Here is a 23207-nt window from a genome sequence, read left to right on the forward strand (position 1 = left end):
AAGACCTTAACCACGTTGTCTTCACAGTTGCGCAGCCTCAAAGTGCTGGCGTCTCCAAATAAAAAAATCGAATCAAGCGCTTGGCGCGCTTTCGCGGATGGCGGCCTCGATCTGGGCCACAACGGTGGCCACCAGGTCCTCATTATCGGCCTCGCCCATAACGCGAATCACCGGCTCGGTGCCCGACGCACGCACCACCAGCCGGCCACCACTGCCCAACATGGCCTGGCCATCGGCAATGGCGGCGATCACCTGCTTGTGCTCCAGCGGCTTGCCCGCCTTGAATTTCACGCTGCGCAGCAGCTGCGGAACCTTGGCAAAGCGCGCGCAGATTTCCGACACCGGCCGCTGGTCTTGCTGCAGAACGGCCAGCAGCTGCAGGGCCGCCACCAGCCCGTCGCCCGTGGTGGTGAAGTCTGAGAGGATTATGTGGCCGGACTGTTCCCCGCCCACATTGAAGCCCTTGTTGCGCATCGCCTCGAGCACATAGCGGTCGCCCACCTGGGTGCGCTCCAACGTCAGGCCCAGCGTGCCCAGATAGCGTTCCAGGCCAAGGTTGGACATGACGGTGGCAACAATGCCGCCGCCTACCAGCATTTCGCGGCGCAGCCAGCTCTCGGCGATGACGGCCATGAACTGGTCGCCGTCCACCACATTGCCCTTCTCGTCGATGATGATCACGCGGTCAGCATCGCCATCGAGCGCAATGCCCACGTCGGCGCGCATCTCGCGCACCTTGGCCGCAACGGCCTCGGGCGCGGTCGAGCCAACCTTGTCGTTGATGTTGAAGCCATCGGGCTTGTCGCCGATGGTGAAGACCTCGGCGCCCAGTTCCCACAACGCGATCGGGGCGACCTTGTAGGCGGCGCCATTGGCGCAATCGAGCACCACGCGCAACCCGGCCAGATCCGTGCCGCGCGGCAGCGTGCGCTTGGCATATTCGATATAGCGCGTACGGGCTTCCTCGTCGCGATGCGCCCGGCCAATATCGCGGCCATGCGCCAGCGACTTGGACATGTCGCTGTCGATCAGCCGCTCGATTTCGAGCTCGATTTCGTCGCTAAGCTTATAGCCATCGGGGCGGAACAGCTTGATGCCATTGTCCTCGAAAGGATTGTGCGAGGCTGAGATCATCACGCCCAGGTCCGCGCGCAGCGAGCGCGTCAGCATGGCCACCGCCGGCGTCGGCATCGGGCCCAGCAGATAGACATCCATGCCCACGGCGGTGAAACCAGCGGTCAGCGCCTGCTCGATCATATAGCCCGAGCGCCGGGTGTCCTTGCCGATCACAACACGGTTGCGATGGTCGCCGCGGACGAACTTCTGCCCCGCGGCCATGCCGACCTTGAGCGCCAGTTCCGGCGTCAGCTTGGGACCATTGGCCATGCCACGAATGCCGTCGGTACCAAAATACTTGCGAACCATTGCCTGCTCTCCTCCTGGGCCGCGCGTTGCGCTCGCCGAGAACGTTGATCTGTTGGGGGCATAGCTCAAATTGCGCCCATGCAAAAGGGCCGCCTTGCGGCGGCCCCTGGTAACATTCATTCCCGATTAGCTGCCGGGCTGCGGCTCCAGGCCACCTTCCGGTGGCGCATCGGGGCGCTTCTTGCCCGATTTGCCGGCTGACGGCACGCCGCTGGCCTTGTTGGAGGGGCCGCTGTCGTCCGGACGGATCGGCTGCTGGCCTTCCATCAGGGCGCGCAGCTCATCGCCGGTCAGCGTTTCATATTCGAGCAACGCCTGGGCAATCGCCTCCCACTGATCGTGGTAGGTAGTCAGGATCTGCTTGGCCGAAGCTTCGCCATCCTCGATCAGCTTGCGCACTTCCTGGTCGATGATCCGCGCGGTGTCGTCGCTCATATTGGTGGACTGCGTCACCGAATGGCCCAGGAACACTTCCTGGTCGTTCGACTTGTAGCGGACGCGGCCGAGCTTCTCGCTCATGCCCCATTCCATCACCATCGAGCGGGCGAGGCTCGTCGCCATCTGGATATCGCCGGAGGCACCGCTGGTGACCTTGTCCGGACCAAACTTGATGATCTCGGCCTCACGACCGCCGAACAGCATGGTCAACCGGGCCAGCGCCTTTTCCCTGGAGAACGAATAGCTGTCGCTTTCGGGCAGCGTCATCACCATGCCCAGCGCACGACCGCGCGGGATGATGGTGGCCTTGTGGATCGGGTCGATCCCGGCAACCTTGAGCGCGATGATGGCGTGCCCGGCTTCGTGATAGGCCGTCAGCTTCTTTTCGTCCTCAGACATGGCCATGGTGCGGCGCTCTGCGCCCATCATGATCTTGTCCTTGGCGTCTTCGAACTCGGCATGGGTGACAAAGCGCTTGTTGCGCCGTGCCGCCATCAGGGCTGCCTCGTTGACCAGGTTCATCAGGTCAGCGCCCGAGAAACCCGGCGTACCGCGGGCCAGCACCTTGAGGTCCACATCGGGGGCCAGCGGCACCTTGCGCACATGCACCTTGAGCACCTTCTCGCGGCCCGACACATCCGGATTGGGCACCACGACCTGACGATCGAAACGACCGGGGCGCAGCAGCGCCGGATCCAGCACGTCGGGACGGTTGGTCGCCGCAATCAGGATGATGCCTTCATTGGCCTCAAAGCCGTCCATCTCGACCAGCAGCTGGTTGAGCGTCTGTTCACGCTCGTCATTGCCGCCACCCAAGCCGGCGCCACGCTGGCGACCGACGGCGTCGATTTCGTCGATGAAGATAATGCAGGGCGCGTTCTTCTTGGCCTGCTCGAACATGTCGCGGACGCGGCTGGCGCCCACACCGACGAACATTTCAACGAAGTCCGAACCCGAAATGGTGAAGAAGGGGACGTTGGCTTCGCCAGCCACCGAACGGGCCAGCAGCGTCTTGCCAGTACCCGGAGGGCCCACCAGCAGCACACCGCGCGGAATACGGCCACCCAGGCGCTGGAACTTGCCGGGATCGCGCAGGAACTCGACGATTTCCTCAAGGTCCTGCTTGGCCTCGTCCACACCGGCCACGTCCTCGAACGTCACCTTGCCATGGGTTTCCGTGAGCAGCTTGGCGCGCGACTTGCCAAAGCCCATCGCGCCGCCCTTTCCGCCGCCCTGCATCTGCCGGATGAAGAAGAACCAAACGCCGATGATGACGATGAACGGCAACCAGGACGACAGCAGGATCGTCCAGAACGGGCTCGATTCCGGCGCACGGGCCGTGATCGAGACATTCTTGGATTCAAGCCGCGAGATGATGTCGGCGCCATCGGGCAGCACGGTTTCAAACCGCGTGCCATCTGAAAGCTGGCCGGACACCACGTTGTCGGTGATGGTCACAGCCTGAACACGGCCGTTTTCAACGTCCGTGACGAACTGGCTGTAGCTCTTGTCAGCAACCGAAACAGACCGTGTCGATGACTGGAAGACCTGAAACAGCCCCATCAGCATGAAGAGTATGACTAGCCAGATGGCGAAGTTGCGGAAATTTCCGTTCATCAATCCTGTCCCGGAGAAGGCTGCGCGGGTCGGCGCGGCGCGTTTGCCGAATGTATGTCCGGCATTGGGGCGTTACAAGGGCCACACCTGCGTCCCTTTGTTCCCCCCGTCCAGTTCTATCGCAGCGCACCGTTAATGTCCCCTTGGCAGGGACGCGGTGCGCAACCTGGCTTCAGTCCACCAGCAGGTGGACATCAATCCGCTCATCGAACGACCATCCACCCAGCGACAGCACGCCGCCAGCCGCGTCACGCACGATAGGCGCGGTGCGCAGTGCCTCGGCCGGTGCCGTGACCCTGCAGCCCAGAATGTCCTCCAGCCGGTGCCGTGGCAGGTATTCGGCGACACTGGCAGTCAGGTCGGTATCTGACGATCTGTTGATGATGCGGAAGCGCTGGTCCCACACCAGCTCGCCCTGCGGCAGCAGGATCGCATCGTCCGGCTGTCGACGCCCTGGCTCGCGGGCGACGAGAATGGCGCCATCCTTGAGCCGCACCACACAGCCCAGCCCCGTTGTCGAGCGCGGCAGGGACTGGGTCACGATGGTCTGGCGCAAGCGCTCCACCTGCCCCAGGGCCCGCGGTCGCTGGCGGCCACCCACGATATTGAGCACCCGGCCCAGGATGCGCGTCGACACCGCCGCGCCCAGTTCGATGAACGGTGCCAGGGCAATGCGGGCACTGCCAAAGCCGTCCAGCGTCACCAGTTCGGCAAAGCAGGCGTCCGACATCTGGGTCAATGCCACATCGACCTCGCCCATGCGCTCTGCAAACAGGGCCAGCGTCGCCGCGTCCAGACCCAGTCGCGCCAGCTCGGGCATCGCCTGGCGCCAGCGCACGCGCTCATAGTGAGGATCGCCGTTGGAGGGATCGGCCGCCGGGGTCAACCCAGCCTCGCGCACCAGCGCATGGAGAGCGGTGGACTCCACCCCCAGCAAAGGCCGGTGAATGGTGATGGTTCCCATCCTGGCAAACGGCGTCATGCCCTTCAGTCCATCAACGCCACTGCCATGGGCAAGCCGCATCAGCACCGTCTCGGCCTGATCATCGCAATGATGCGCCGTCAGCAGAACCGAAATGCCATCCCGGGCCATGGCGTCAGCCATCAGGCCATACCGAGCTTGCCGCGCTGCCTCCTGCACGCCCGACGCAGGCTTGGGGCCGGCCCAGACCAGGCCCTGCGCGTCCAGGCCGAGCGATTGCGCAACCGAGAGCACCATGGCGACCTCGTCGGCAGCTTCGGGCCTGAGCCCATGATCGACCGAGTAGACCTTCAAGCGCGGTCGAACGCCTCGCCCCGTCGCCCAGCGCGCCGCCAGCAGCATCAAGGCCAGGCTGTCTGCGCCTCCAGAAACCGCCAGCCCGATGCGCGCCTGCTCGGCCACGCCGGCAAACAGGCGCTCAAGATCGGCCGGCGACTGCAGATCGGGGCCTAGGCGGGCGGGCATTCGGCGCGAGCCTTCTCCGCGGCCAGCCGCGTGACGAACTCGGTGCTGAGCGCTGTGTAGCGCTTGTCGATCTCCGAGAGCGTGCGACACGCAGTTTCGCGTTCGCCGGCCCCGGCCAGGGACATGCCCAGCTTGAGCAGCAGATCGGGTGCCCTGGGGCTCTCCGGCGCCTTCTGGAAGGCATTGAGCAGCACGTCGGCGGCCTCGCTATAGGCGCCCCGATTCATCAGAGCGTCGCCCAGCAGGTTTGAAGCCTCGGTCGCCTGCTCGTTGTCGGGATAGAGCGACAGAAACTGCGTGAACTGGTCCTCGGCAAAGGCATAGTCCCCTGCCTTGATGGCTTCTACGCCGGCTGCAAACTGGGCGTCGGCATCGGCATTGTCGGTTTTGACCTGCGAGGGGTCGTAGTTAAGGTTGAGCGGCTCGCCGGTGACCAGGTCCACACCGCCGGTTGCGCCGGTGCCCACCAGCGGATCGGCAGACGTCCCGACCGAATCCATGGGCACATCGGTACCTTCGGCAAAGGTCGGGTCGATTTCAGCCTCTCCCGGCAGGGGTTTGACACCCTGCTCGGGAATGTCTGTCAGCGGCACGGCGCTGGTATCTTCGCTTGTGCTGGCCGGGTTCTGCGGCAACGCCTCGGGCTGCGTCACGCCGCCCGGTTGGGTTGCCGCATCAGTTTTTCCCCCAGCACCGCCTTCCAGCGCCTGGAAACGGAACTCATTGTCTTCCTGCATGCGGTTGACGATTTCCTGCAGCTGGGTGAGCTGGAAAGTCAGGCCCTCGATCTGGCCGTTGAGCAGGCGATTCTGTTCCTCGAGCTGCTGCAGGCGCACCATCAGCTGGGCGGCGTCCGCCCCTTGGGCGACCAGGACGCGGTCGTCGGCGGCATCGCTGCGCACTGCGCCGACATTGGCCGGTGGCGTGTTGAACATCGCTGCATTGACCAGGGCTGGCGTCGCCACCCCGATGGCCAGGGCTGTGGCGCCAGCCACGAGCACATGGATTTTTGCTGGGAAATGTAACGTCAAGATTGTGAGCCTCCGCTGTCCTGACCCTAGGTCAGGACCATGACCTGTCGGTGACCGGGAAATAAAGGCCAATTTTGGTCAAAAGAAAGCGCCCGGGCCATTTAACAGGCTCCGGGCGCTCTTGCCTCCAGTTTGCACTGGATGGAATGGGCGCCCCCGCAGGGACGCCGATAGGTTTACTGCACCACGGTGACGGCGCGGCGGTTCTGGCTCCAGCAGGAGATGTCGTTACAGATCGCCACCGGACGCTCCTTGCCGAACGACTGGCTCGTGATGCGCTGGCCGTTGACGCCCTTGGACACCAGATAGTTCACCACCACCGAGGCGCGGCGCGCGCCCAGGGCAATGTTGTATTCGCGGGTACCACGCTCGTCGGCATGGCCTTCGATCATGATGCGGTAGTTCTGGTACTGGTTGAGCCAGGCGGCCTGCTTGTCCAGCGTAGCCATGGCCTCGGTGGTCAGCGCGCTGGAGTCGGTGGTGAAGAACACGCGGTCACCCACGGTCACCAGAAATTCCTGCTGGCTGCCGGGTGCGCCGCCGCCTGGGCCCAGATTGCCAACACCCGTCGGCATGGCATCGGGCGTACGGGAACATGCCGCGACGACCACGACAAAAAAGAGCATGGCGATAGCGCGCAATGCAGTGTTGATGGGTGCGGTAATGACCACGAGGGGCTCCTGGATAGACGGAAATCTTGAGGACGCGTTTTACCGTGGTTAGTCTTAAGGCCCGGTATGCCAGCGTGGTTAATCTTCGCCTACCAAGGCGCAAATGTGGCAGAACTCCGGGCTTTTTTGTGATGATGCATATCCATCACACCTGCTGGCGAGATCACAATAGGGTTAAACGCCGTGCTGCAGCAGAGCCAGATCTAGACCTTTGTGGACGACAGGCGATAGAGCGCCGACCCATGCGATGGCAGGGTGGTCGAGATCACATCGCGAGCCGTACCGACGTCCGCCCCGCTCCAAAGGTCCCGCACGGACACCGCGCCACTGATCCCCAGCCGCGACAGCTTGAACGGCACGGCCTTCGCCGACTTGCCCGTATTGAACAGTGCGAGATAATGATCGCCATTGTCAGCCAGCGCGCTCCAGATACGGGTCCCGTCCAGCTCGAAGTGCGGCTGGTTGTCCGACGAATGCTGGTTCACCGCGATCACCGCGCGATTGGTCAGCAGCGCCAGGGTCTTCTCGTCGAGATGCCGCAAGTCCCCGCCCATGATCAGCGGCGAGCGCGCAATGGCCCACAGCGTCATCAATGTCTGCTGTTCGTCTGCCGTGAAAAGCGTGTCCCGGTCTCCCAGCGCAAGCCGTCCCAGTGGCAGCATGTCGGCATCGGGCCAGGCTCCCGCACGGCGCCAGGGATTCCAGTTTTCCAGCCGCGTGAACTGGGCATCGAGCATGGCCCAATCGTCCCAGAAGTCGTCGCTGATCCGCCACATCTGCGCATGCTGCTGCACATGCGCACCCCGCAGCAGCGGCGTTTCGCCTGGCGACAGCGACAGCACCATCGGCCGACCCGAGTTGCGGATCGCCAGCGCTGCCGCCTCGATTTCGGGCGCATGGGCATCATAGGGCCGGCTCATGTCGTCCATCTTGATGAAATCGACGCCCCAGGATGCATAGAGCGCAAAGATCGAGTCGTAGTAGGCCTGCGCCCCAGGCTTGCTCATGTCCACGCCATACATGTCCGGGTTCCAACTGCAGATGCTGGACGTGTCGGCGATGTCGGCGGCATGCAGATTGGTGCCCAGGATCGGCAGGTTCTGTTCAACGGCCAGCCTGGGAATGCCGCGCATGATGTGGATGGCGAACTTTAGCCCGAGCGCATGCACCTTGTCGGCAATGGCCGAAAAACCCACGCCATTGGCAGCGGACGGAAAGCGATTGAGCGCCGGCGTCACCCGTCCATGGCCGTCCATCGTGGGGACAGGCTTGGCATTGTAGGTGTAGCTCTGGGCGGCTGGTTCATACCACTGGATATCAATGGTAAAAACGTCATAGCCGAACGGCAGTAGCTTTTCGGCCATGATGGCGGCCGTCTCGAGCGCCTGCGCCTCATTGATCGTGGTGGCAAAGCTGTTCCAACTGTTCCACCCCATCGGCGGCGTCGGTGCGAGAATAGTGGCAGCCATGATCTGTCCTGTCTTGCCTCGACGCGCGAGGCGAGGTCTAGGGTTGGGTGAGACGGCATTCCGAAGCCGGTGAGAGGGATTGCGCACTCACCGAGCAGTGCACGCTGCCCCTTCAATGAGCAGGCGGCAGGGGCTTTAGGACCGCAGCCCCGACCAGGACGGATCGGACGCATAGCTTTCAGTCGGAATCGTCAACAGATTGCGGCCCCAGATGTCTACACTCATCAGCTTGGGGCCGTCATTGCCGCCCGGATCCTGGAAGAACATGATGACGCGCCCATTGGGCGCCCATGTCGGACCCTCGGCATGGAAGCTCGTATAGAGCATGCGCTCCCCCGAGCCGTCCGGCGCCATGATGCCGATGTTGAACTGCCCGCCCGACTGGCGGGTGAAGGCAATCAGATCCCCCTTGGGCGACCAGACCGGCGTCGAGTAGCTGCCCTGGCCAAAGCTGATGCGCTGCGCATTTCCGCCGCCCGAGCTCATGATGTAGATCTGGGGCGAGCCGCCGCGGTCGCTTTCGAAAGCGATGCGGCTGCCATCGGGCGAATAGGATGGGCCGGTATCAATAGCGGCGCCAGAGGTCAGCTGCGTCGGCTGACCGCCGCCCACGCTGGTCACATAGATATTGGTCGCGCCCGACTGCTCTACCGAGAAGGCCACCGTGCCGCCATCGGGCGAAAAGCGCGGTGCGAACGTCATAGCGCCCACATTGGCCAGCCGCTGCTGCCGTCCGCTCGAGAGCTGCAGCAGATAGACCTGCGGATTGCCGTCGGCAAAGTTCATATAGGTGACCAGGTCGCCATTGGGCGAGAAGCGCGGGGTCAGCGCCATGGACTGGCCATCGGTCAGATACTGCACATTGGCGCCGTCCTGGTCCATGATCGCCAGGCGCCGCACACGATTGGCCTTGGGGCCGCTTTCGGCGACATAGATCACGCGCGTATCGAAATAGCCCGAGCTGCCGGCGAGCGCCGCATAGATGGCGTCGGCGATGATATGGGCGACGCGGCGGCTGGAATTGGGATCGGTATTGTAGCTGCTGCCCACCACCTGGGACGCCTGCTGCGTATCCCAGACGCGCACCGACGATGAAATCTGGCCGCCGCGTTCGACGCCGCCCATCACCAGCGCGTCGACATTGGCCGTGCGCCACGTGTTGAAGTCAGGCGTTGCATTCACATCGCCCACCTGCACCGGCAGCGACGCCGGATCGAGGGGTAGGAACAGGCCGGACCGGCGCAAATCATTGCGCACGATCTCGGCAATCTCCTTGCCGAAAGCCGGATCGGAAGAGGCAAAGTCCGGAATGGCGATGGGCAGCGGCTGGAAGTTGGCGCCTTCCACCACGATGCGCAACTGCGCCATGGCCAGCGAGGAACCGGCCAGCAATGCTCCGCCCGCCAGGCCCATTTTGAGGGCGTTGCGCCGCGTGATCAGGGTCATGTGTCGTCTCCAGTCTGGTCGCGGGCGATCATCAGGGTCGCAGCCGCGTGCAAATTCCAAGTCAGGCGCTCAGTCATCGATGCCGCCAGTGGTGAAGTCATGGGCGCAGTTCCACTTCGATCTGCCGCCATTCGTCATATGCGTCAGCAGAGAGCATGTCGTATGGGCCGCATTGTGTCACGGCGCGCTGCGCCGCGCGCGCCACGGCGCCACCGGCTGGCGAAGGATCAGCCGAAACGATCTGCGTGCTGGCAACACTGCGATCCGGGTTCATCGTCACCAGCAGTCGCACATTCATGCCGCTGTTGATGTCGCTCGGCAACAGGTTCCAGCATGTCTTGATCCGTGCAACCAGCCCGTCGATGGCCGATTGGCTCAGCCGTGCCGAGGTGCCGGTGGTATCGCCCAGCGTCGGTGAGCCGCCGCTGCCGGTCGTGCCGCCGGTGGTCTTGTCATTGTTGATGATGGCCGAGATATCGTCCGCCAGGGCCGCGTCCAGCTGCGGAGCAGCCTCTTGCTGTTGGGCAGCCTTTTCGGCGGCGGCAGCGGCGGCGGCACGCTTGCGCTCTTCCTCTTCCTTCTTTTTCCGCTCGGCTTCAGCGGCCGCGAACTGCTGCCGCTTCTGCTCCAGATTGCTCGGGCGCGATGCCGGCACGGGTGCGGCCACTGCTGGAGTGGCGGGCTCGGGCGTGGGTTCAGGCGTCGGCTCCGGCGCTGGCTCCGGTGTTGGTTCGGGCGCGGGAGTCGGCTCCGGCGTCGGTGCGGGTGTCGGGGTCGGTGCGGGTGTCGGGCGCGTGGCAGGCACGGGCGCCTCGACCGGCTCCGGCGTCGGCGTCGGTTCCGGCTCAGGCGCTGGCGTGGGTTCCGGCGTTGGCTGCGGTTCGGGCACAGGCGCCGGCTCGGGCGTCGTCTGCGGCGCCGGCGCCGCATTGGTCACCGGTGCCGGCGTTGGCACATCAGCTGGCGACGGCGTCACCTGGTCCTGCTCGGTGTTGCCGGTCGGCTGGGATATCTCGGCGGGCTTGTCATCCTCAACGATGGATGGCGTCTGCGTATCGACAACAGTGCTGTCGAGCTGGCCGGCGCGGATATTGGAGTATTCTTCAACAGGGACGAGATCCACCGAGATGGATTCCACGACAGGCGTCAACGGCTCCTGAAACCCCAGGTTGATCAGGCCGATTGTCAGCACGACAATGTGAGCGATGATCGATGCGGTTACGCCAATGCGCACTGGACTAGCCCGGTTCCCGCTCGGTGATGAGACCGATCTTGCTGAAGCCGCCCGCAGACAGGATACCCATCACACGCATCACCGAACCATAGTTGGCCGTGGTGTCGCCGCGCAGGAAGATGCGGTCCTCGGTGCCATTGGTCGCCTTGGCGCTGACGGCACTGACCAGATCGGCTTCCGACACCACGTCTTCATCGACATAGATCGTGCCTTCGGGCGTCACGGCCACCGTGATCGGCTGCGTCTGGCTGGGCAGCTCATTGGCGGCCGTCTTGGGCAGATCGATCGGCACGCCCGCCGTCATCATCGGCGCCGCCACCATGAAGATGATCAGCAGCACCAGCATCACGTCCACCATGGGCGTGATGTTGATTTCGCTCATCACCGCTTTCTTGCGACCGCGGCGGCCCCTGCCGCCGGAGCCACCCGCTGCTGTGCCCATGCCCATATCAGCGGCTCCGTGCTTCGAGCTGGCGACTGAGAATGGTGGAGAATTCGTCGGCAAAGCCCTCCAGCCGGCCCACCATCTTGGCAGCGTCGGCGGACAGCTTGTTATAGGCGATAACGGCCGGAATGGCAGCCACCAGGCCAATGGCCGTGGCGAACAGGGCTTCGGCAATCGGGCCGGCCACAACGGCCAGATTGGTGCTGGACGAGGCGGCAATGGCGGTAAAGGCATTCATGATGCCCCACACCGTGCCGAACAGGCCGATGAACGGGCCGGCCGAGCCGATGGTCGCGAGGAACCCAAGCCGCTTCTCCAGAAGCTCGCTCTCACGGTTGATCGCCACGTCGAGCACCTTGTCCAGGCGCTGCTGCATGCCCACAAAGCTTGCCGCATTCTGCTCGTGGCTGCGCTTCCATTCCTTCATGGCTGCGACAAACACCGCGCCCATGCCGCCCGAGGGCTTCTCGGACTGCATCTGGTACAGCTCTTCCAGCGACTGCCCGGACCAGAACGTCCGCTCGAAGCGGTTCATTTCCGCATTGGTGCGCCGATAGACGATGGTCTTGTCGATGATGATGGCCCAGCACCAGATCGAGGCACCCAGCAGCCCCAGCATCACGGCCTTGACGATCCAGTCGGCGGCCCAGAACAGGCCCCAGATGGAAAAATCGGTGTGCGGCACGACGGCACCCACAGCGTCCATGGCTTCCATGTAGTGATCCTTCTCGGTCCGGCCCACGCACCCGACCCTCAGCCATCAGCCGATGCGGTCGAAATCTGTCAAAATTAAGAGAAATGCCCGGAAAACCAGTCCTTTGAGGCGGCACATCCAGACACGAAACTGCTTTGCCGCAATTATGGTCAAGGATTGGTTAACAAAGGCTCACAACCGGTTCTCACATCCGCGTCATGGCCGACGCAGGCATAGGCTGGCGTTTTACTTACGAACATTATAATATTCTTATTCATGCTGAACGCTCGGGGAGGGCGCTGGCATCGCTTGTGACAGATCAAGGCCGGCGCAACTGGCAGGGCTCACACTGTCATGAGGAACCGCACCACTTTGAGGCCTTTTGTGCGTCGCAGGGGTCGGTACAACAGGAGGAATGGAATGGCACATATCGTTGTACTGGGCGCTGGCCTCGGCGGCACCATAATGGCCTATGAACTGCGTGACCGGCTGGGGCTGGAGCACAGGATTTCCGTCGTCAACAAGGGTCCGACCTATTCCTTCGTTCCCTCCAATCCCTGGGTTGCCGTCGGTTGGCGTGACCGATCCGATGTCGAGATAGACCTGGCCCCGGTCTTTGCGCGGCGCCGGATCGATTTCCACCCGCAGGGCGCCCACCGGGTCGATCCCCAGGCCAAGCGTATCGAACTGCTGGACGATACGGCGCTCGACTATGACTACCTGGTGATTGCCACCGGCCCGGAACTGGCCTTCGACGAGATTGAAGGCTTTGGTCCCGACAACCAGACCCAGTCCGTCTGCTTTGTCGACCATGCCGCCTCCGCCAAGGCGGCCTTCGATCGTCTGGTGGCCAATCCCGGCCCCGTCGTCATCGGTGCCGTGCAGGGCGCATCCTGTTTCGGCCCGGCCTATGAGTTCGCCTTCATCCTCGACAAGGCCCTGCGCGACGCCAAGGTGCGCGACCGGGTGCCCATGACCTTTATCACCTCCGAACCCTATATCGGCCACCTGGGCCTTGATGGCGTCGGCGACACCAAGGGCCTGCTCGAGAGCGAAATGCGCCAGCACCACATCAAGTGGATCTGCAACGCCAGGGTGGACAAGTTCGCCGATGGCAAGGTTCAGGCCTCCGAGATCGGTGACGATGGAGCCGTGTTGCGCCAACACGACGTGCCCTTTGTCTATGCCATGATGTTGCCGGCCTTCCGGGGCGTGTCCGCGGTTCGCGGCGTCGAAGGCCTCACCAATCCGCGCGGCTTCATCCTGGCCGACAAATACCAGCGCAACCCCACCTTCCCCGACGTCTTCTCGATTGGCGTCTGTGTCGCCATCCCGCCGATCGGCAAGACAGCGGTGCCGGTGGGTGTGCCCAAGACCGGCTTCATGATCGAATCCATGGTCACCGCCACCGCCCACAACATCGCCAACCTGGTCGCCGGCAAGCCGGTGCAGGCCGAGGCCACCTGGAATGCCATCTGTCTGGCCGACTTCGGCGACGGAGGCGTGGCCTTTGTCGCTCAGCCGCAAATTCCGCCGCGCAATGTGAACTGGGCGGCCTCCGGCAAATGGGTCCACACTGCCAAGGTTGGGTTCGAGAAGTACTTCCTGCACAAGATCCGATCCGGGACCTCCGAGCCCTTCTACGAGAAGCTCGCCCTCCAGGTTCTGGGTATCGAGAAGCTCAAGGCCATCAAACTCGATCCACCGCCGCAATAGGCGCGGAGTCAGGCCTCCGGCGCGAAGCGGGCCAGGATGGCCTTGGGCAAGCGCGCGGCGGCACCACTGGTCTTGATGGCCACCACAACCACGCGGGCGCGGGTCAAGACGGACTCGCCCCGCAGGATCGTCTGCATCAGGGTCAGCCGCGCGCCACTGATGGCCTCAACGGCAGTCACGACCGTCAGCAGGTCATCGATGTGGGCCGCGCCATCGAACTGGATGTCCATCGACCGCACCGCAAAGGCCAATCCCTGCTCTGCCAGTTCGGAATGGTGGATGCCCGCATCACGCAGGAACTCGGTGCGCCCCCGCTCGAAGAATTTGAGATAAGCGGCGTGGTAGACATTACCCGAGAAATCGGTGTCTTCGTAATAGATGCGGACGGGGAAGTGGTGCTGCGTCATGGCTGGGACACTATCCCCTGCCCCTCGATGAACACCACATGCTCGGTCCGTCCCGAATGCGTCCGCAGCCGCCCCGGCAGCCAGGACGGCTTGAGCTGTGCCGCGATCAGTGCTGGCCCTTCGAGCGGCAGCCACGAAAACTGCAGCAGATGCCCTTCGTCTTCCCGCACCAGGAAAGGCTGAGCCCCGCCCGGCCGAACATCGTCGGGCAGTTCGATGCCATAGACGAACCCCAGTTCGTGATAGCGCTCGCCGGCGCGGCCATAAAGGCTCTCATAGGTGAACAGCAGGGGCCCAAGACCAACCGGCATTGCCAGCTCCTCGGCCATCTCACGCGCCAGGGCCAGTTCCGTCGTTTCGCCCATCTCGACCCGGCCGCCGGGCAACATGCAATAGTCGTCATCGTCCTCCCGGTCGACCAGCACATGACCGTCCCGGATCGCCGCCCCCGCCACGCGGAAATTGAAGCGCGTGTCCTCTGCCGCAAAGCTCAGCAGTGTCCGTCCACTCACGCGTCGGGCTCCTCGAACAGGCTCGACTGGACGCCGACAAAACCCTGCGGCACGCTCCGGCCAAGGTGCTGGAAAGCCGCGCCCGTCAGCACGCGCCCGCGCGGCGTGCGCTGGATGAAGCCCTGCTGGATCAAATAGGGCTCGACGATCTCTTCGATGGCATCGCGCGGCTCGCTGAGCGCGGCGGCAATCGTCTCGATCCCGACCGGACCGCCGCCATAAAAATCGACAATAGTCGTCAGATACCGCCGGTCCAGCTGGTCGAGCCCCCGCGCATCCACATCGAGCCGCAGCAATGCCTTGTCGGCGATGGACCGGGTGATCTCGCCCGAACCATCCACCAGCGCAAAATCGGTGACGCGACGCAGCAGGCGCCCGGCAATGCGCGGCGTGCCGCGCGAGCGCCGGGCAATCTCCATCGCCCCGTCGGGTGCCATGGGCATGCCCAGCAGCCGCGCGCCGCGCTGCACGATCTGCACCAGTTCCTCGGGCGTGTAGAAATTGAGCCGCACCGGAATGCCGAAGCGGTCGCGCAGCGGCGTGGTCAGGAGGCCTGCCCGCGTCGTCGCCCCCACCAGGGTAAACCGTGCCAGATCGATCCGCACCGAGCGGGCCGCCGGCCCCTCGCCAATGATCAGATCAAGCTGAAAATCCTCCATCGCCGGATAGAGCACTTCCTCGATGGCGGGGTTGAGCCGGTGGATTTCGTCGATGAACAGCACGTCGCGGTCTTCGAGATTGGTCAGCAGCGCCGCCAGATCCCCTGCCTTGGCGATCACCGGGCCGGACGTCGCGCGAAAACCGACACCCAGTTCCTTGGAGATGATCTGCGCCAGCGTCGTCTTGCCCAGGCCCGGCGGGCCAACGAACAGCACGTGATCGAGGGCCGCGCCGCGCTGCTTGGCTGCCTGGATGAACACTTCGAGGTTTGCCCGCGCCGCAGCCTGGCCGACAAATTCGGAAAATCCGGACGGGCGCAGGGACACATCCAGCGGATCGTCGCGCCCGGCTGCGGGGGAGGTAAGATTGCTCAACTGCTCAACCACCTGCATCTTCTTTGAAAAGCACGCTCAGTCGGAACGCGCGATGATACCGTTTGAACAGCAGAGCAAAGATAGGAAACGCTAGGATGCAGGCCAGCGGCACGAGAGCACCGAGGAAGTAAAAGCCATAGGCCAAGCCATCGCTGTCCCGCAAAATCAGCAAGCTCAGCAAGATATAGGCAACCAAACCAAGGCCTCCGGCAATGCCAGACAAGGTCACCTGCTGCCACCATGACTTCGACATGCCCAACCTGTCCACGAGCAACAGACCTACGATCCAAAAAAACATAGGAAACAGCAGTAGTATTGCCCAAATTGCCATCGTTGCACCTATTACGGCGAAGGCCCCCGTTCCCATCCAGTAGTCCCAACTCATATTGAGAGCAACGAAAACGGGCAGGGTTGCCAGGACGGCGAATGTCCAGACATAGAGTGCCAACAGCGCTGATGCGGCTAGAAGGGCAGACCAGTTTCTGACCATCAAGTGCTCAGCTCCCGCAGGCCCAGTCGGATCAGTTTCTCGGTCGGCACGCTATCACCCTCTCGGGCAACGATGCGTGCCAGCGCCGCCGAGGCCTGGGCGCTGGAATAGCCCAGATTGGTCAGCGCCGAAACCGCATCGCTGATGGCGCTCGGCGCCACCCCCTCGCCCAGGGCAGCCTGTAGTCCCAGCGTGCCGGCGTCGACGGCGCCCGTGGCCGGCACCTTGCCCTTGAGCTCGGTCACCAGCCGTACGGCGAGCTTTGGCCCCACGCCATTGGCGCGGCCGATCATCGCCTTGTCCTGCAGCGCAATGGCGCTCGACAGTTCCGATGGCGATAGGGCGGAAAGGATGGCAAGGGCCACGCGCGCGCCAACGCCCTGGACGGTCATCAGCAGGTTGAACCAGGCCTTCTCCGCTTCGCTCGAAAAACCATAGAGCCGGATCATGTCCTCGCGCACGATGGTCTCGATGAACACCACGGCGGCTTCGCCAACCCGTGGCAGCGCCTGCAGCGTCCGGCTCGAACAATGCGCCTCGTAGCAAACCCCGCCGCAATCGATCAGCACGTGATCATCGCCAAAGCTGTCCACCAGCCCCTTGAGCTTGCCGATCATGCCAGCGCCCTCAGCCGCTGATGGGCGACGCGGTGGTGCGCATGGCAGATCGCGATGGCCAGCGCATCAGCCGCGTCGGCACCCTTGAAATCGGCCTGGGGCATCAGCGTCTTGACCATCAGTGCAACCTGTCCCTTCTCGGCGTGCCCGGTCCCCACCACCGACTTCTTGACCAGATTGGCGGCATATTCCGCAACCGGCAGCCCGCGCGCCGCGGGCGTCAGCAGGGCCACGCCCCGCGCCTGCCCGAGAATGAGAGCTGATCGCGCCCCAGCATTGACGAAGGTTTCTTCCACCGCCGCTTCATCGGGCGCGAACCGGTCCAGCACGTCGCCCAAGCCCGCAAACAGGATCGCCAGGCGCTCGCCCAGTGAGCCATCGACAGGCGGCGTCACGGTGCCGGCGCCAACGAAGGTCAGCCGGTTACCCAGGGTTTCGATCACGCCCCAGCCGCAGCGCCGCAGCCCGGGGTCAATGCCGATGATTCGTGTCGGTAGGGACATGTGTCTTCCTTGGTCGTCACCCTTCACCCTAACTACACTATGTGAACAAACTGGCAACACCATCGCAGGATAACCCACAGTCAGAAAATATACACCTTTCCAGGCAACACATTCTTCAACATGCAGACCTAGCATTCGCCGCGGGAATGCAGGATCGAATCATGAGCGAAATCAAGACCATCCTTCCACGGAAGGCTTGGCTCAGGCTGTGGCGTATCTTTGGGCTGGCCAATGCCGCCTCGGTCGCCCTTTCGGTGGTCGTCACCAACACCATCATGGAAACCTTTTCCAACGGCATCAATGTCCAGGGCCTGATCGTGGCCATCGTGACCCCGCTTCTGCTTGGCGGCCCCATGATGTTTGTGCTGCTGCTCAAGCACGAGCAATTGCGCCACGCCAATGCGCAGCTCCGCCACATGGCCAGCACCGATTGGTTGACGCAGTGTCTGACGCGCGGCGCCTTTACCCATGGTGTCACGCGCGCCCTCTCCGACACGGCCCAGGGCGGCGCCCTGCTGATCCTGGACGCTGACGCCTTCAAGAGCGTCAACGATCGTTTTGGCCACGACAATGGGGACGAGGCTCTCCGCCTGATCGCCGCCGCCTTGCGCGATGCGGCTCCTGAGGATGCGCTGATTGGTCGGCTGGGCGGGGAAGAGTTCGGCATCTTCAAAGCCGGCGCCGACGCCGCGGCAGCAGACGCCATGGCCCGCAACGTCCAGCAGGCCATCGCGGCGCTGGAGTTTCGGCCCCTGGGCCAGGCCTGCCCGCTCTCTGTCTCGGTTGGCTACGCCACGAGCGCCGAAGAGCCCAGCCTAGCTGGCCTCTATCGCCTTGCCGATCAGCGTCTCTACGGTGCCAAGGTCGACATCGCCGCCCCTGCGGAACAACCCGCTCCTCCTGAGCAAACACAGGCACCCAAGCCGGCAGCAGCCGCATAGCAAAAGGGCGGCACCACTGGCGCCGCCCCCTGTCATTCAAAACATGGCATGGCCGCTGGAGCGATCAGCCCTCGAGCTTGGCCATGTCCTCGTCGCTCATCTCGAAGTTCGAATAGACGTTCTGCACGTCATCGTCTTCTTCGAGCGTCGAGATCAGCTTCATCAGCGTCGCGCCCTTTTCCGCGTCGATGGCGGTATTGGTCTGCGGCTTCCACACGGCCTTGACCGATTCGGCCTCGCCCAGAACCTTCTCGAGCGCGGCGGCGACATCAACCATCGCTTCAAAGCTGGTGGTGATGTAGTGGCCCTCTTCGTCGCTCTCGACGTCATCGGCGCCAGCCTCGATGGCTGCTTCCATGATCTTGTCTTCAGAGCCGGCAGCGGCCGGGTAGGTGATTTCGCCGACCTTGTCGAACATGAAACCAACCGAATTGGTTTCCCCCATCGCGCCGCCATTCTTGGAGAAGTACGAGCGGACGTTGGACGCGGTGCGGTTGCGGTTGTCGGTCAGCGTTTCCACGATGATCGCAACACCACCAGGGCCATAGCCCTCGTAGCGGATCTCTTCAAAGTTCTCGCCGTCCGAACCGATGGCCTTCTTGATGGCGCGGTCGATATTGTCCTTGGGCATGGACTGGGCGCGGGCATTAACCACAGCCAGGCGCAGGCGCGAGTTGAAGGCCGGGTCCGGCATGCCCAGCTTGGCGGCCACGGTGATTTCGCGGGCCAGCTTGGAGAAGACTTTCGAGCGCGCTGCGTCGCTCTTGCCCTTGCGGTGCATGATATTCTTGGCGTGTGAATGCCCTGCCATAGGTCACTCCCCTCGTATTCTGGATGCGGTGTTGGTGGCGCGTTATAGGCAAGGCCGCGTCGCTTGTGAAGCCGCGGCGAACCGCGGGGTCAAGGCCTATTGGCGCGCGAAGCGCTCGACCATCACCGGCAGGGTTACCACGCTCACCACCCCTTCGGTCGCCGCCACCCGATCGCGCACCGCCTGGAGGGCCACGCCGTCGGCCGCTTCGACCAGCAGCACCATGTCGGTTTCTCCTGCCACCGAGTCGCACCGCACGATCTCGGCAATGCCCGCCAGACGCGGCGCCACCACGGCGCATTGGGCACCCAGCGTTGTCACCAGCATATAGGCCCGCGCCCCGCGCAGGGCCGCGCCACGGCGGATCGAATAGCCGGCGATCAGCCCGTCTGCGACCAGCCGGGCGATGCGCTCCTGCACGCTCGACACCGACAGCCCGACGGCCGCGCCGATCTGCTTGAGCGGTTGTCGGCTGTCCGTGCACAGCAGGTCCAGGATCGCTCTGTCGATGGCATCGGGTTCGCGCATGGCTTCTCCGCCGGAAAACGACCGGTCCGTTCCGGATGTTGTCAGGACATAGCCAGCGGCAATCCATGCGACAAGTCAGTCGAGCCAACAGGAGCCAGCCATGCTCGATCTCAGACCCAATTGCGAATGCTGCGACATTGACCTGCCGCCCGACGCCACCAATGCCCGCATCTGCAGCTACGAGTGTACCTTCTGCGCCGACTGCGTCGACACCGTGCTGCACAATGTCTGCCCCAATTGCGGTGGCGGCTTCCAGCCCCGCCCCATCCGCCCGCGGGGCGAGTGGCGTCCCGGCGAAGGCCTCCGCCATCACCCAGCCTCAACTACCCGACGTAGCCTGCGCTTCAGCCGCGACGAGGTCATGGCCTTCAGCCACAGTCTGCGGCATCTGCCGCCCGAACAGCGCTAGTCGAAAATCGGTTCGGCCTGCGCCAGGCTCCCGCCAAGCCGTAACGGCAGCACGCGCCTGGTCAATCCCGTGCGCGGATCGGTCTCGATGGCCACGCCGCACAGCGTGGCCTCTCCTTCGGCCGGCGTGAACCGCCCGCTCGGGATTCCGGTCAGGAAGCGGTTGAGAGGCTCGTCCGTATCGGTGCCGATGATGGAGTCAAAGTCCCCGCACATGCCGGCATCTGCCATCAGCGCCGTGCCGCCGCGCAATACGCGATGATCCGAGGTGGGAATATGGGTATGGGTGCCCACCACCAGGCTCACCTTGCCATCGAGGAAATGCCCCATGGCCTGGATTTCAGAGGTCGCCTCGGTGTGAAAATCCACCACGATCGCATCGGCCTGCTCGCCCAGCGGACAGGCCGCCACCGCCGCCTCGACGGCGCGGAACGGATCATCGATCGGCGGCATGAACACCCGCCCCTGCGCATTGATCACCAGCACGCGGTGGCCATTGCGCCCCTCGATGAACATGGCGCCGCGCCCCGGCGTTCCGGGTGGCATGTTGATGGGCCGGATCAGCGTGGTCTCACGCTCGATGAAGCTGATGGTCTCGCGCTGGTCGAACGCATGGTCGCCCAGCGTCACCACATCGGCGCCCGCATTGCGGATGGCGTTGAAATGCGGCTCCGTCAGCCCCTTGCCATGACTGGCGTTCTCGCCATTGACGATGACAAAATCAAAGCCGTACCTGGCAATGATGCCCGGCAGGCGTTCATTGACCGCGTCGCGGCCGGCCCGCCCCATGACGTCACCCAGAAACAATAACTTCATGCGCTGGCGCCGAAGTGACGGACACCGGCTTCGGTGATGATGGTGTCGAGCGGCACATCATGCGGCTCGCGCGGGATCTCGTCCAGTTCCTGGACGGCAAAGGCCAGCCCGACCAGCCGCGGCGTCTTGTGCATGGCGGCCAGTGTCCGGTCGTAATAGCCGCCGCCATAGCCCAGGCGCGTGCCGTGTTTGTCAAATCCCAGCAGCGGCATCAGCACCACATCGGGCTCGCGGCGCGGTGCCAGTTCCGATGGCGCCAGCGTGCCGAAGCCGGCTTCATAAAGCGAGGCGCCCTGCTCCCAGACGCGCAGGTCCAACGGCTGGTCGGGCCCCATCACCACCGGCAGCACCACGGTATAATCGCTGTCCATCAACCCGATCAGGATCGGCTGGCAATCAAGTTCATCGCGAATGCGCCAATAGGCGGCCACCACATCGGTTGGCGCCAGGTTCACGCTGTCGAAGAAATGGCGGGTAACCAGCTTTGCGGCCTCGGCCCGCTCCTCGGCGGTCAGCGCCGCGCGATTGGCATGAGCGGTGATCCGCAGCGCAGCTTTGGCCTTTTCGATTGTCTCGTCCACCATGCGCCGCGCTGCAAACCGCCTTGAATTAGGAGCCACCCTGGCCGTGGGATAAGCGATCCCGGAACCTACTTTACGTAGGTGGGCGCCGTATGTCCGAACCCACGGGTCCGGCCAGGGACAGCTCCCTGAGAATCGTTAAGGCCCCGGGGATATTGGTATCCTCACGCACCGGGCAGCGCACCAGATATAGTGCGTCCATGCCGCGCTGCATAGGGTATCGCCAAACACATCGCTTGTTTTTGGCGGCGCCTGTCACCACAGTTTTGCGATCAGCGCGGAGCCAGGCATGCTTGCCCATATTCTTGTCGTCATCATCGTCGCCATCGTGATCACGGGCCTCGCCGAGCGACGCAATGCGCAACCGGCGCTTCTGGTCGCCATCATTGGCCTGGCAGCCTCGTTCATCCCGGGCGTGCCCCGGCTGGAATTGGCGCCCGAGATCATCCTGGGCGTTTTCCTGCCGCCCATGCTGTTCTCGGCGGCCAGCGACTTCTCCTTTGCCAGCTTTGCCAAGCGCCTGGGGTCGATCGTCAACCTGGGTGTGTTCCTGGTCTTTGCTTCCGCCGCCCTGGTCGGGCTCGTCGCGGCGCTGATTGTCCCCGGCATGGGGCTGGCGTCCGCCATCGTGCTGGGCGCGGTGCTGGCGCCGCCCGATGCCGTGGCGGCCATCGCCATCGGCCGTCAGGTTGGTCTCCCGGCGGCGGTGATGACCGTTCTCAAGGGTGAAAGCCTCATCAATGATGCGGCGGCACTGACGCTCTTTACCGTCGCTGTCGCCGCTGTCTCGGGCACCCACGCCTTCATTTCCAGCACGCCGCTCTATTTCCTCTATGCCGCCGTCGTCGGCATCATTGTCGGCATCGTCATCGGCCAATTGGCGCAGCTGGCCCGCCGCAGGCTCTCCAATCCTTCGCTGGCCACCGCCGTTTCCGTACTGGTGCCCTTTGCGGCCTATCTCGCCGCTGAAGAGATCCATGCCTCCGGCGTCCTCGCCGTGGTCGCAGCCGGCTTTGCGCTGGGCCATCTCTCGGCCAAGTCGGGCTATGCCGAGCGCATTCAGGAGCGCAATTTCTGGCGCACCATCGATACGCTGCTCGAAACCTTCGTATTCGCCTATATCGGCCTGCAGCTCCGCTTCGTCATCACCGATGCCTCATTGGCCGGCTATGACATGGGCAAGCTGTTGCTGGCCGCTGGCGCAATCTATGTCGCGGCTACTTTGGTGCGCTTCGCCTGGGTCTTCGGCACAGCCGTGCTGGGCCGCTGGCGCCACCGCCTGGTGATGGACCGCCTAGCGGCACGTCCAGATGTCCCGAAAGGTCCTAGGGGCTCAAGACCCCTCCCGCCGCCCCCGCTGGGCTGGAAGGAGAACCTGGTCATCGCCTGGACCGGCATGCGCGGCGTGGTCACCCTCGCCGCCGCCGCTGGTATTCCCGCCGTCACCGCCGCGGGCACCGCATTTCCAGGCCGCAACGCCATTCTGGCCATCGCCTTTTTCGTCACCATCGCCAGCCTGGTCGTGCATGGCCTCAGCCTGCCCTGGCTGATCCGCACCCTCAAGCTCGAGGACGAACGCGAGCGCCAGTTCATGCGCCACCAGAGCGAACTGGCCCAGCAGCTCAGCGACGAGGCTGACCGCCAGACCCTTGATGCCTATCTGGCCACCGAACTCGATCCCGAAGTCCGCCGGCTCACCGAGTTCATGGCCAAGCGCCTGGCGGCCCGACGTCAGCAGACCGAGCAGGAATTCGACACCACCATGTCCATTGCGCTTGGCGCCAAGCTTCTCGAAGGGCGCCGCGCCCGGCTGCTCGCCGCCCGCGACGCGCGCGAACTCGACGATACCGTGGTGCGCGATATGCTCGAACGCATGGATATCGAACAGGCCTTCATGCAGACCCTGTCATCGGCGTCGCGCTAGAA

24 protein-coding genes and 1 other RNA gene are annotated in these 23207 nt (G+C 63.9%); 4 read left to right on the plus strand and 21 right to left on the minus strand.

Going from position 1 to position 23207, the window contains the following annotated elements; genetic code table 11:
- Positions 1 to 72: 72 nt before the first annotated feature.
- From glmM to tolQ, 10 genes are all read right to left on the minus strand, one after another.
- On the minus strand, positions 73 to 1425 hold the full coding sequence (glmM, locus tag K1177_RS11665) for a phosphoglucosamine mutase (RefSeq protein ID WP_224703464.1): 1353 nt from the start codon (positions 1423 to 1425) through the stop codon (positions 73 to 75).
- A 126-nt stretch (positions 1426 to 1551) separates the two neighbouring features.
- Positions 1552 to 3480 (minus strand): ATP-dependent zinc metalloprotease FtsH, encoded by a 1929-nt coding sequence (gene ftsH, locus K1177_RS11670; RefSeq protein WP_224703465.1) that lies wholly within the window; start codon positions 3478 to 3480, stop codon positions 1552 to 1554.
- A 172-nt stretch (positions 3481 to 3652) separates the two neighbouring features.
- Positions 3653 to 4927, minus strand: a complete 1275-nt coding sequence (tilS, locus tag K1177_RS11675) for a tRNA lysidine(34) synthetase TilS (RefSeq protein ID WP_224703466.1) — start codon at positions 4925 to 4927, stop codon at positions 3653 to 3655.
- Entirely contained in the window at positions 4912 to 5958 is a 1047-nt protein-coding gene (ybgF, locus tag K1177_RS11680; protein ID WP_224703467.1) for a tol-pal system protein YbgF, read from the minus strand. The genes tilS and ybgF overlap by 16 nt, the downstream gene beginning before the upstream one ends.
- Positions 5959 to 6134: 176 nt before the next feature.
- Positions 6135 to 6623, minus strand: coding sequence for a peptidoglycan-associated lipoprotein Pal (pal, locus tag K1177_RS11685; protein WP_396120158.1), 489 nt, complete (start codon positions 6621 to 6623; stop codon positions 6135 to 6137).
- Between the two features lie 209 nt (positions 6624 to 6832).
- Positions 6833 to 8098 (minus strand): glycoside hydrolase family 27 protein, encoded by a 1266-nt coding sequence (locus K1177_RS11690; RefSeq protein ID WP_224703468.1) that lies wholly within the window; start codon positions 8096 to 8098, stop codon positions 6833 to 6835.
- A 135-nt stretch (positions 8099 to 8233) separates the two neighbouring features.
- Positions 8234 to 9544 carry a Tol-Pal system beta propeller repeat protein TolB gene (gene tolB / locus K1177_RS11695; protein WP_224703469.1) on the minus strand — a complete coding sequence of 437 codons (1311 nt, stop codon included), beginning with the start codon at positions 9542 to 9544 and terminating at the stop codon, positions 8234 to 8236.
- Positions 9545 to 9641: 97 nt separating this feature from the next.
- Positions 9642 to 10778 carry a hypothetical protein gene (locus K1177_RS11700; RefSeq protein ID WP_224703470.1) on the minus strand — a complete coding sequence of 379 codons (1137 nt, stop codon included), beginning with the start codon at positions 10776 to 10778 and terminating at the stop codon, positions 9642 to 9644.
- 4 nt (positions 10779 to 10782) lie between these two features.
- On the minus strand, positions 10783 to 11226 hold the full coding sequence (tolR, locus tag K1177_RS11705) for a protein TolR (RefSeq protein ID WP_224703471.1): 444 nt from the start codon (positions 11224 to 11226) through the stop codon (positions 10783 to 10785).
- A gap of 1 nt (position 11227) precedes the next feature.
- A complete protein-coding gene (gene tolQ / locus K1177_RS11710) occupies positions 11228 to 11929 on the minus strand; it encodes a protein TolQ (protein WP_224703746.1) in 702 nt (233 codons plus the stop codon).
- Between the two features lie 408 nt (positions 11930 to 12337).
- Between tolQ and K1177_RS11715 the strand changes: the two genes are divergently transcribed.
- The gene (locus K1177_RS11715; protein WP_224703472.1) at positions 12338 to 13633 is read left to right on the plus strand and encodes an NAD(P)/FAD-dependent oxidoreductase; all 1296 of its coding nucleotides are present in this window, start codon (positions 12338 to 12340) and stop codon (positions 13631 to 13633) included.
- Between the two features lie 8 nt (positions 13634 to 13641).
- On the opposite strand, the gene ybgC is transcribed toward K1177_RS11715, so the two are convergent.
- The 6 genes from ybgC to ruvC are packed head-to-tail and all read right to left on the minus strand — an operon-like array spanning position 13642 to position 17196.
- Entirely contained in the window at positions 13642 to 14040 is a 399-nt protein-coding gene (ybgC, locus tag K1177_RS11720) for a tol-pal system-associated acyl-CoA thioesterase (RefSeq protein ID WP_224703473.1), read from the minus strand.
- Complete coding sequence (locus tag K1177_RS11725; protein WP_224703474.1) at positions 14037 to 14552, minus strand: NUDIX hydrolase; 516 nt, start codon at positions 14550 to 14552, stop codon at positions 14037 to 14039. The genes ybgC and K1177_RS11725 overlap by 4 nt, the downstream gene beginning before the upstream one ends.
- On the minus strand, positions 14549 to 15544 hold the full coding sequence (ruvB, locus tag K1177_RS11730) for a Holliday junction branch migration DNA helicase RuvB (RefSeq protein ID WP_224703747.1): 996 nt from the start codon (positions 15542 to 15544) through the stop codon (positions 14549 to 14551). Before ruvB ends, K1177_RS11725 begins: the two co-directional genes overlap by 4 nt.
- Positions 15545 to 15590: 46 nt before the next feature.
- Positions 15591 to 16076 carry a hypothetical protein gene (locus K1177_RS11735; RefSeq protein WP_224703475.1) on the minus strand — a complete coding sequence of 162 codons (486 nt, stop codon included), beginning with the start codon at positions 16074 to 16076 and terminating at the stop codon, positions 15591 to 15593.
- Positions 16076 to 16693, minus strand: a complete 618-nt coding sequence (ruvA, locus tag K1177_RS11740; RefSeq protein WP_224703476.1) for a Holliday junction branch migration protein RuvA — start codon at positions 16691 to 16693, stop codon at positions 16076 to 16078. The genes K1177_RS11735 and ruvA overlap by 1 nt, the downstream gene beginning before the upstream one ends.
- On the minus strand, positions 16690 to 17196 hold the full coding sequence (ruvC, locus tag K1177_RS11745) for a crossover junction endodeoxyribonuclease RuvC (protein WP_224703477.1): 507 nt from the start codon (positions 17194 to 17196) through the stop codon (positions 16690 to 16692). Before ruvC ends, ruvA begins: the two co-directional genes overlap by 4 nt.
- A 161-nt stretch (positions 17197 to 17357) precedes the next feature.
- On the opposite strand from ruvC, the gene K1177_RS11750 reads away from it, so the two are divergent.
- A complete protein-coding gene (locus K1177_RS11750; protein ID WP_224703478.1) occupies positions 17358 to 18137 on the plus strand; it encodes a GGDEF domain-containing protein in 780 nt (259 codons plus the stop codon).
- Positions 18138 to 18201: 64 nt separating this feature from the next.
- On the opposite strand, the gene K1177_RS11755 is transcribed toward K1177_RS11750, so the two are convergent.
- Positions 18202 to 18948, minus strand: coding sequence for a YebC/PmpR family DNA-binding transcriptional regulator (locus K1177_RS11755; RefSeq protein WP_224703479.1), 747 nt, complete (start codon positions 18946 to 18948; stop codon positions 18202 to 18204).
- A gap of 96 nt (positions 18949 to 19044) precedes the next feature.
- Complete coding sequence (locus K1177_RS11760; RefSeq protein WP_224703480.1) at positions 19045 to 19476, minus strand: Lrp/AsnC family transcriptional regulator; 432 nt, start codon at positions 19474 to 19476, stop codon at positions 19045 to 19047.
- Between the two features lie 100 nt (positions 19477 to 19576).
- On the opposite strand from K1177_RS11760, the gene K1177_RS11765 reads away from it, so the two are divergent.
- On the plus strand, positions 19577 to 19885 hold the full coding sequence (locus K1177_RS11765; RefSeq protein WP_224703481.1) for a DUF1272 domain-containing protein: 309 nt from the start codon (positions 19577 to 19579) through the stop codon (positions 19883 to 19885).
- Here K1177_RS11765 and K1177_RS11770 read toward each other — a convergent pair.
- The 3 genes from K1177_RS11770 to ssrS form a co-directional block, all read right to left on the minus strand.
- The gene (locus tag K1177_RS11770) at positions 19882 to 20700 is read right to left on the minus strand and encodes a TIGR00282 family metallophosphoesterase (RefSeq protein ID WP_224703482.1); all 819 of its coding nucleotides are present in this window, start codon (positions 20698 to 20700) and stop codon (positions 19882 to 19884) included. The two genes, K1177_RS11765 and K1177_RS11770, sit on opposite strands and share 4 nt — an antisense overlap.
- Positions 20697 to 21284 carry a 5-formyltetrahydrofolate cyclo-ligase gene (locus K1177_RS11775; protein ID WP_224703483.1) on the minus strand — a complete coding sequence of 196 codons (588 nt, stop codon included), beginning with the start codon at positions 21282 to 21284 and terminating at the stop codon, positions 20697 to 20699. The genes K1177_RS11770 and K1177_RS11775 overlap by 4 nt, the downstream gene beginning before the upstream one ends.
- Positions 21285 to 21309: 25 nt before the next feature.
- Positions 21310 to 21466, minus strand: a non-coding RNA gene (ssrS, locus tag K1177_RS11780) — 6S RNA.
- Between the two features lie 104 nt (positions 21467 to 21570).
- Between ssrS and K1177_RS11785 the strand changes: the two genes are divergently transcribed.
- Positions 21571 to 23205: a cation:proton antiporter gene (locus tag K1177_RS11785; RefSeq protein ID WP_224703484.1), complete on the plus strand. Its 1635-nt coding sequence runs from the start codon at positions 21571 to 21573 to the stop codon at positions 23203 to 23205.
- Positions 23206 to 23207 lie beyond the last annotated feature (2 nt).

Origin of the sequence: Devosia aquimaris (assembly GCF_020169335.1) — a bacterium.
Lineage (GTDB): Bacteria > Pseudomonadota > Alphaproteobacteria > Rhizobiales > Devosiaceae > Devosia > Devosia aquimaris.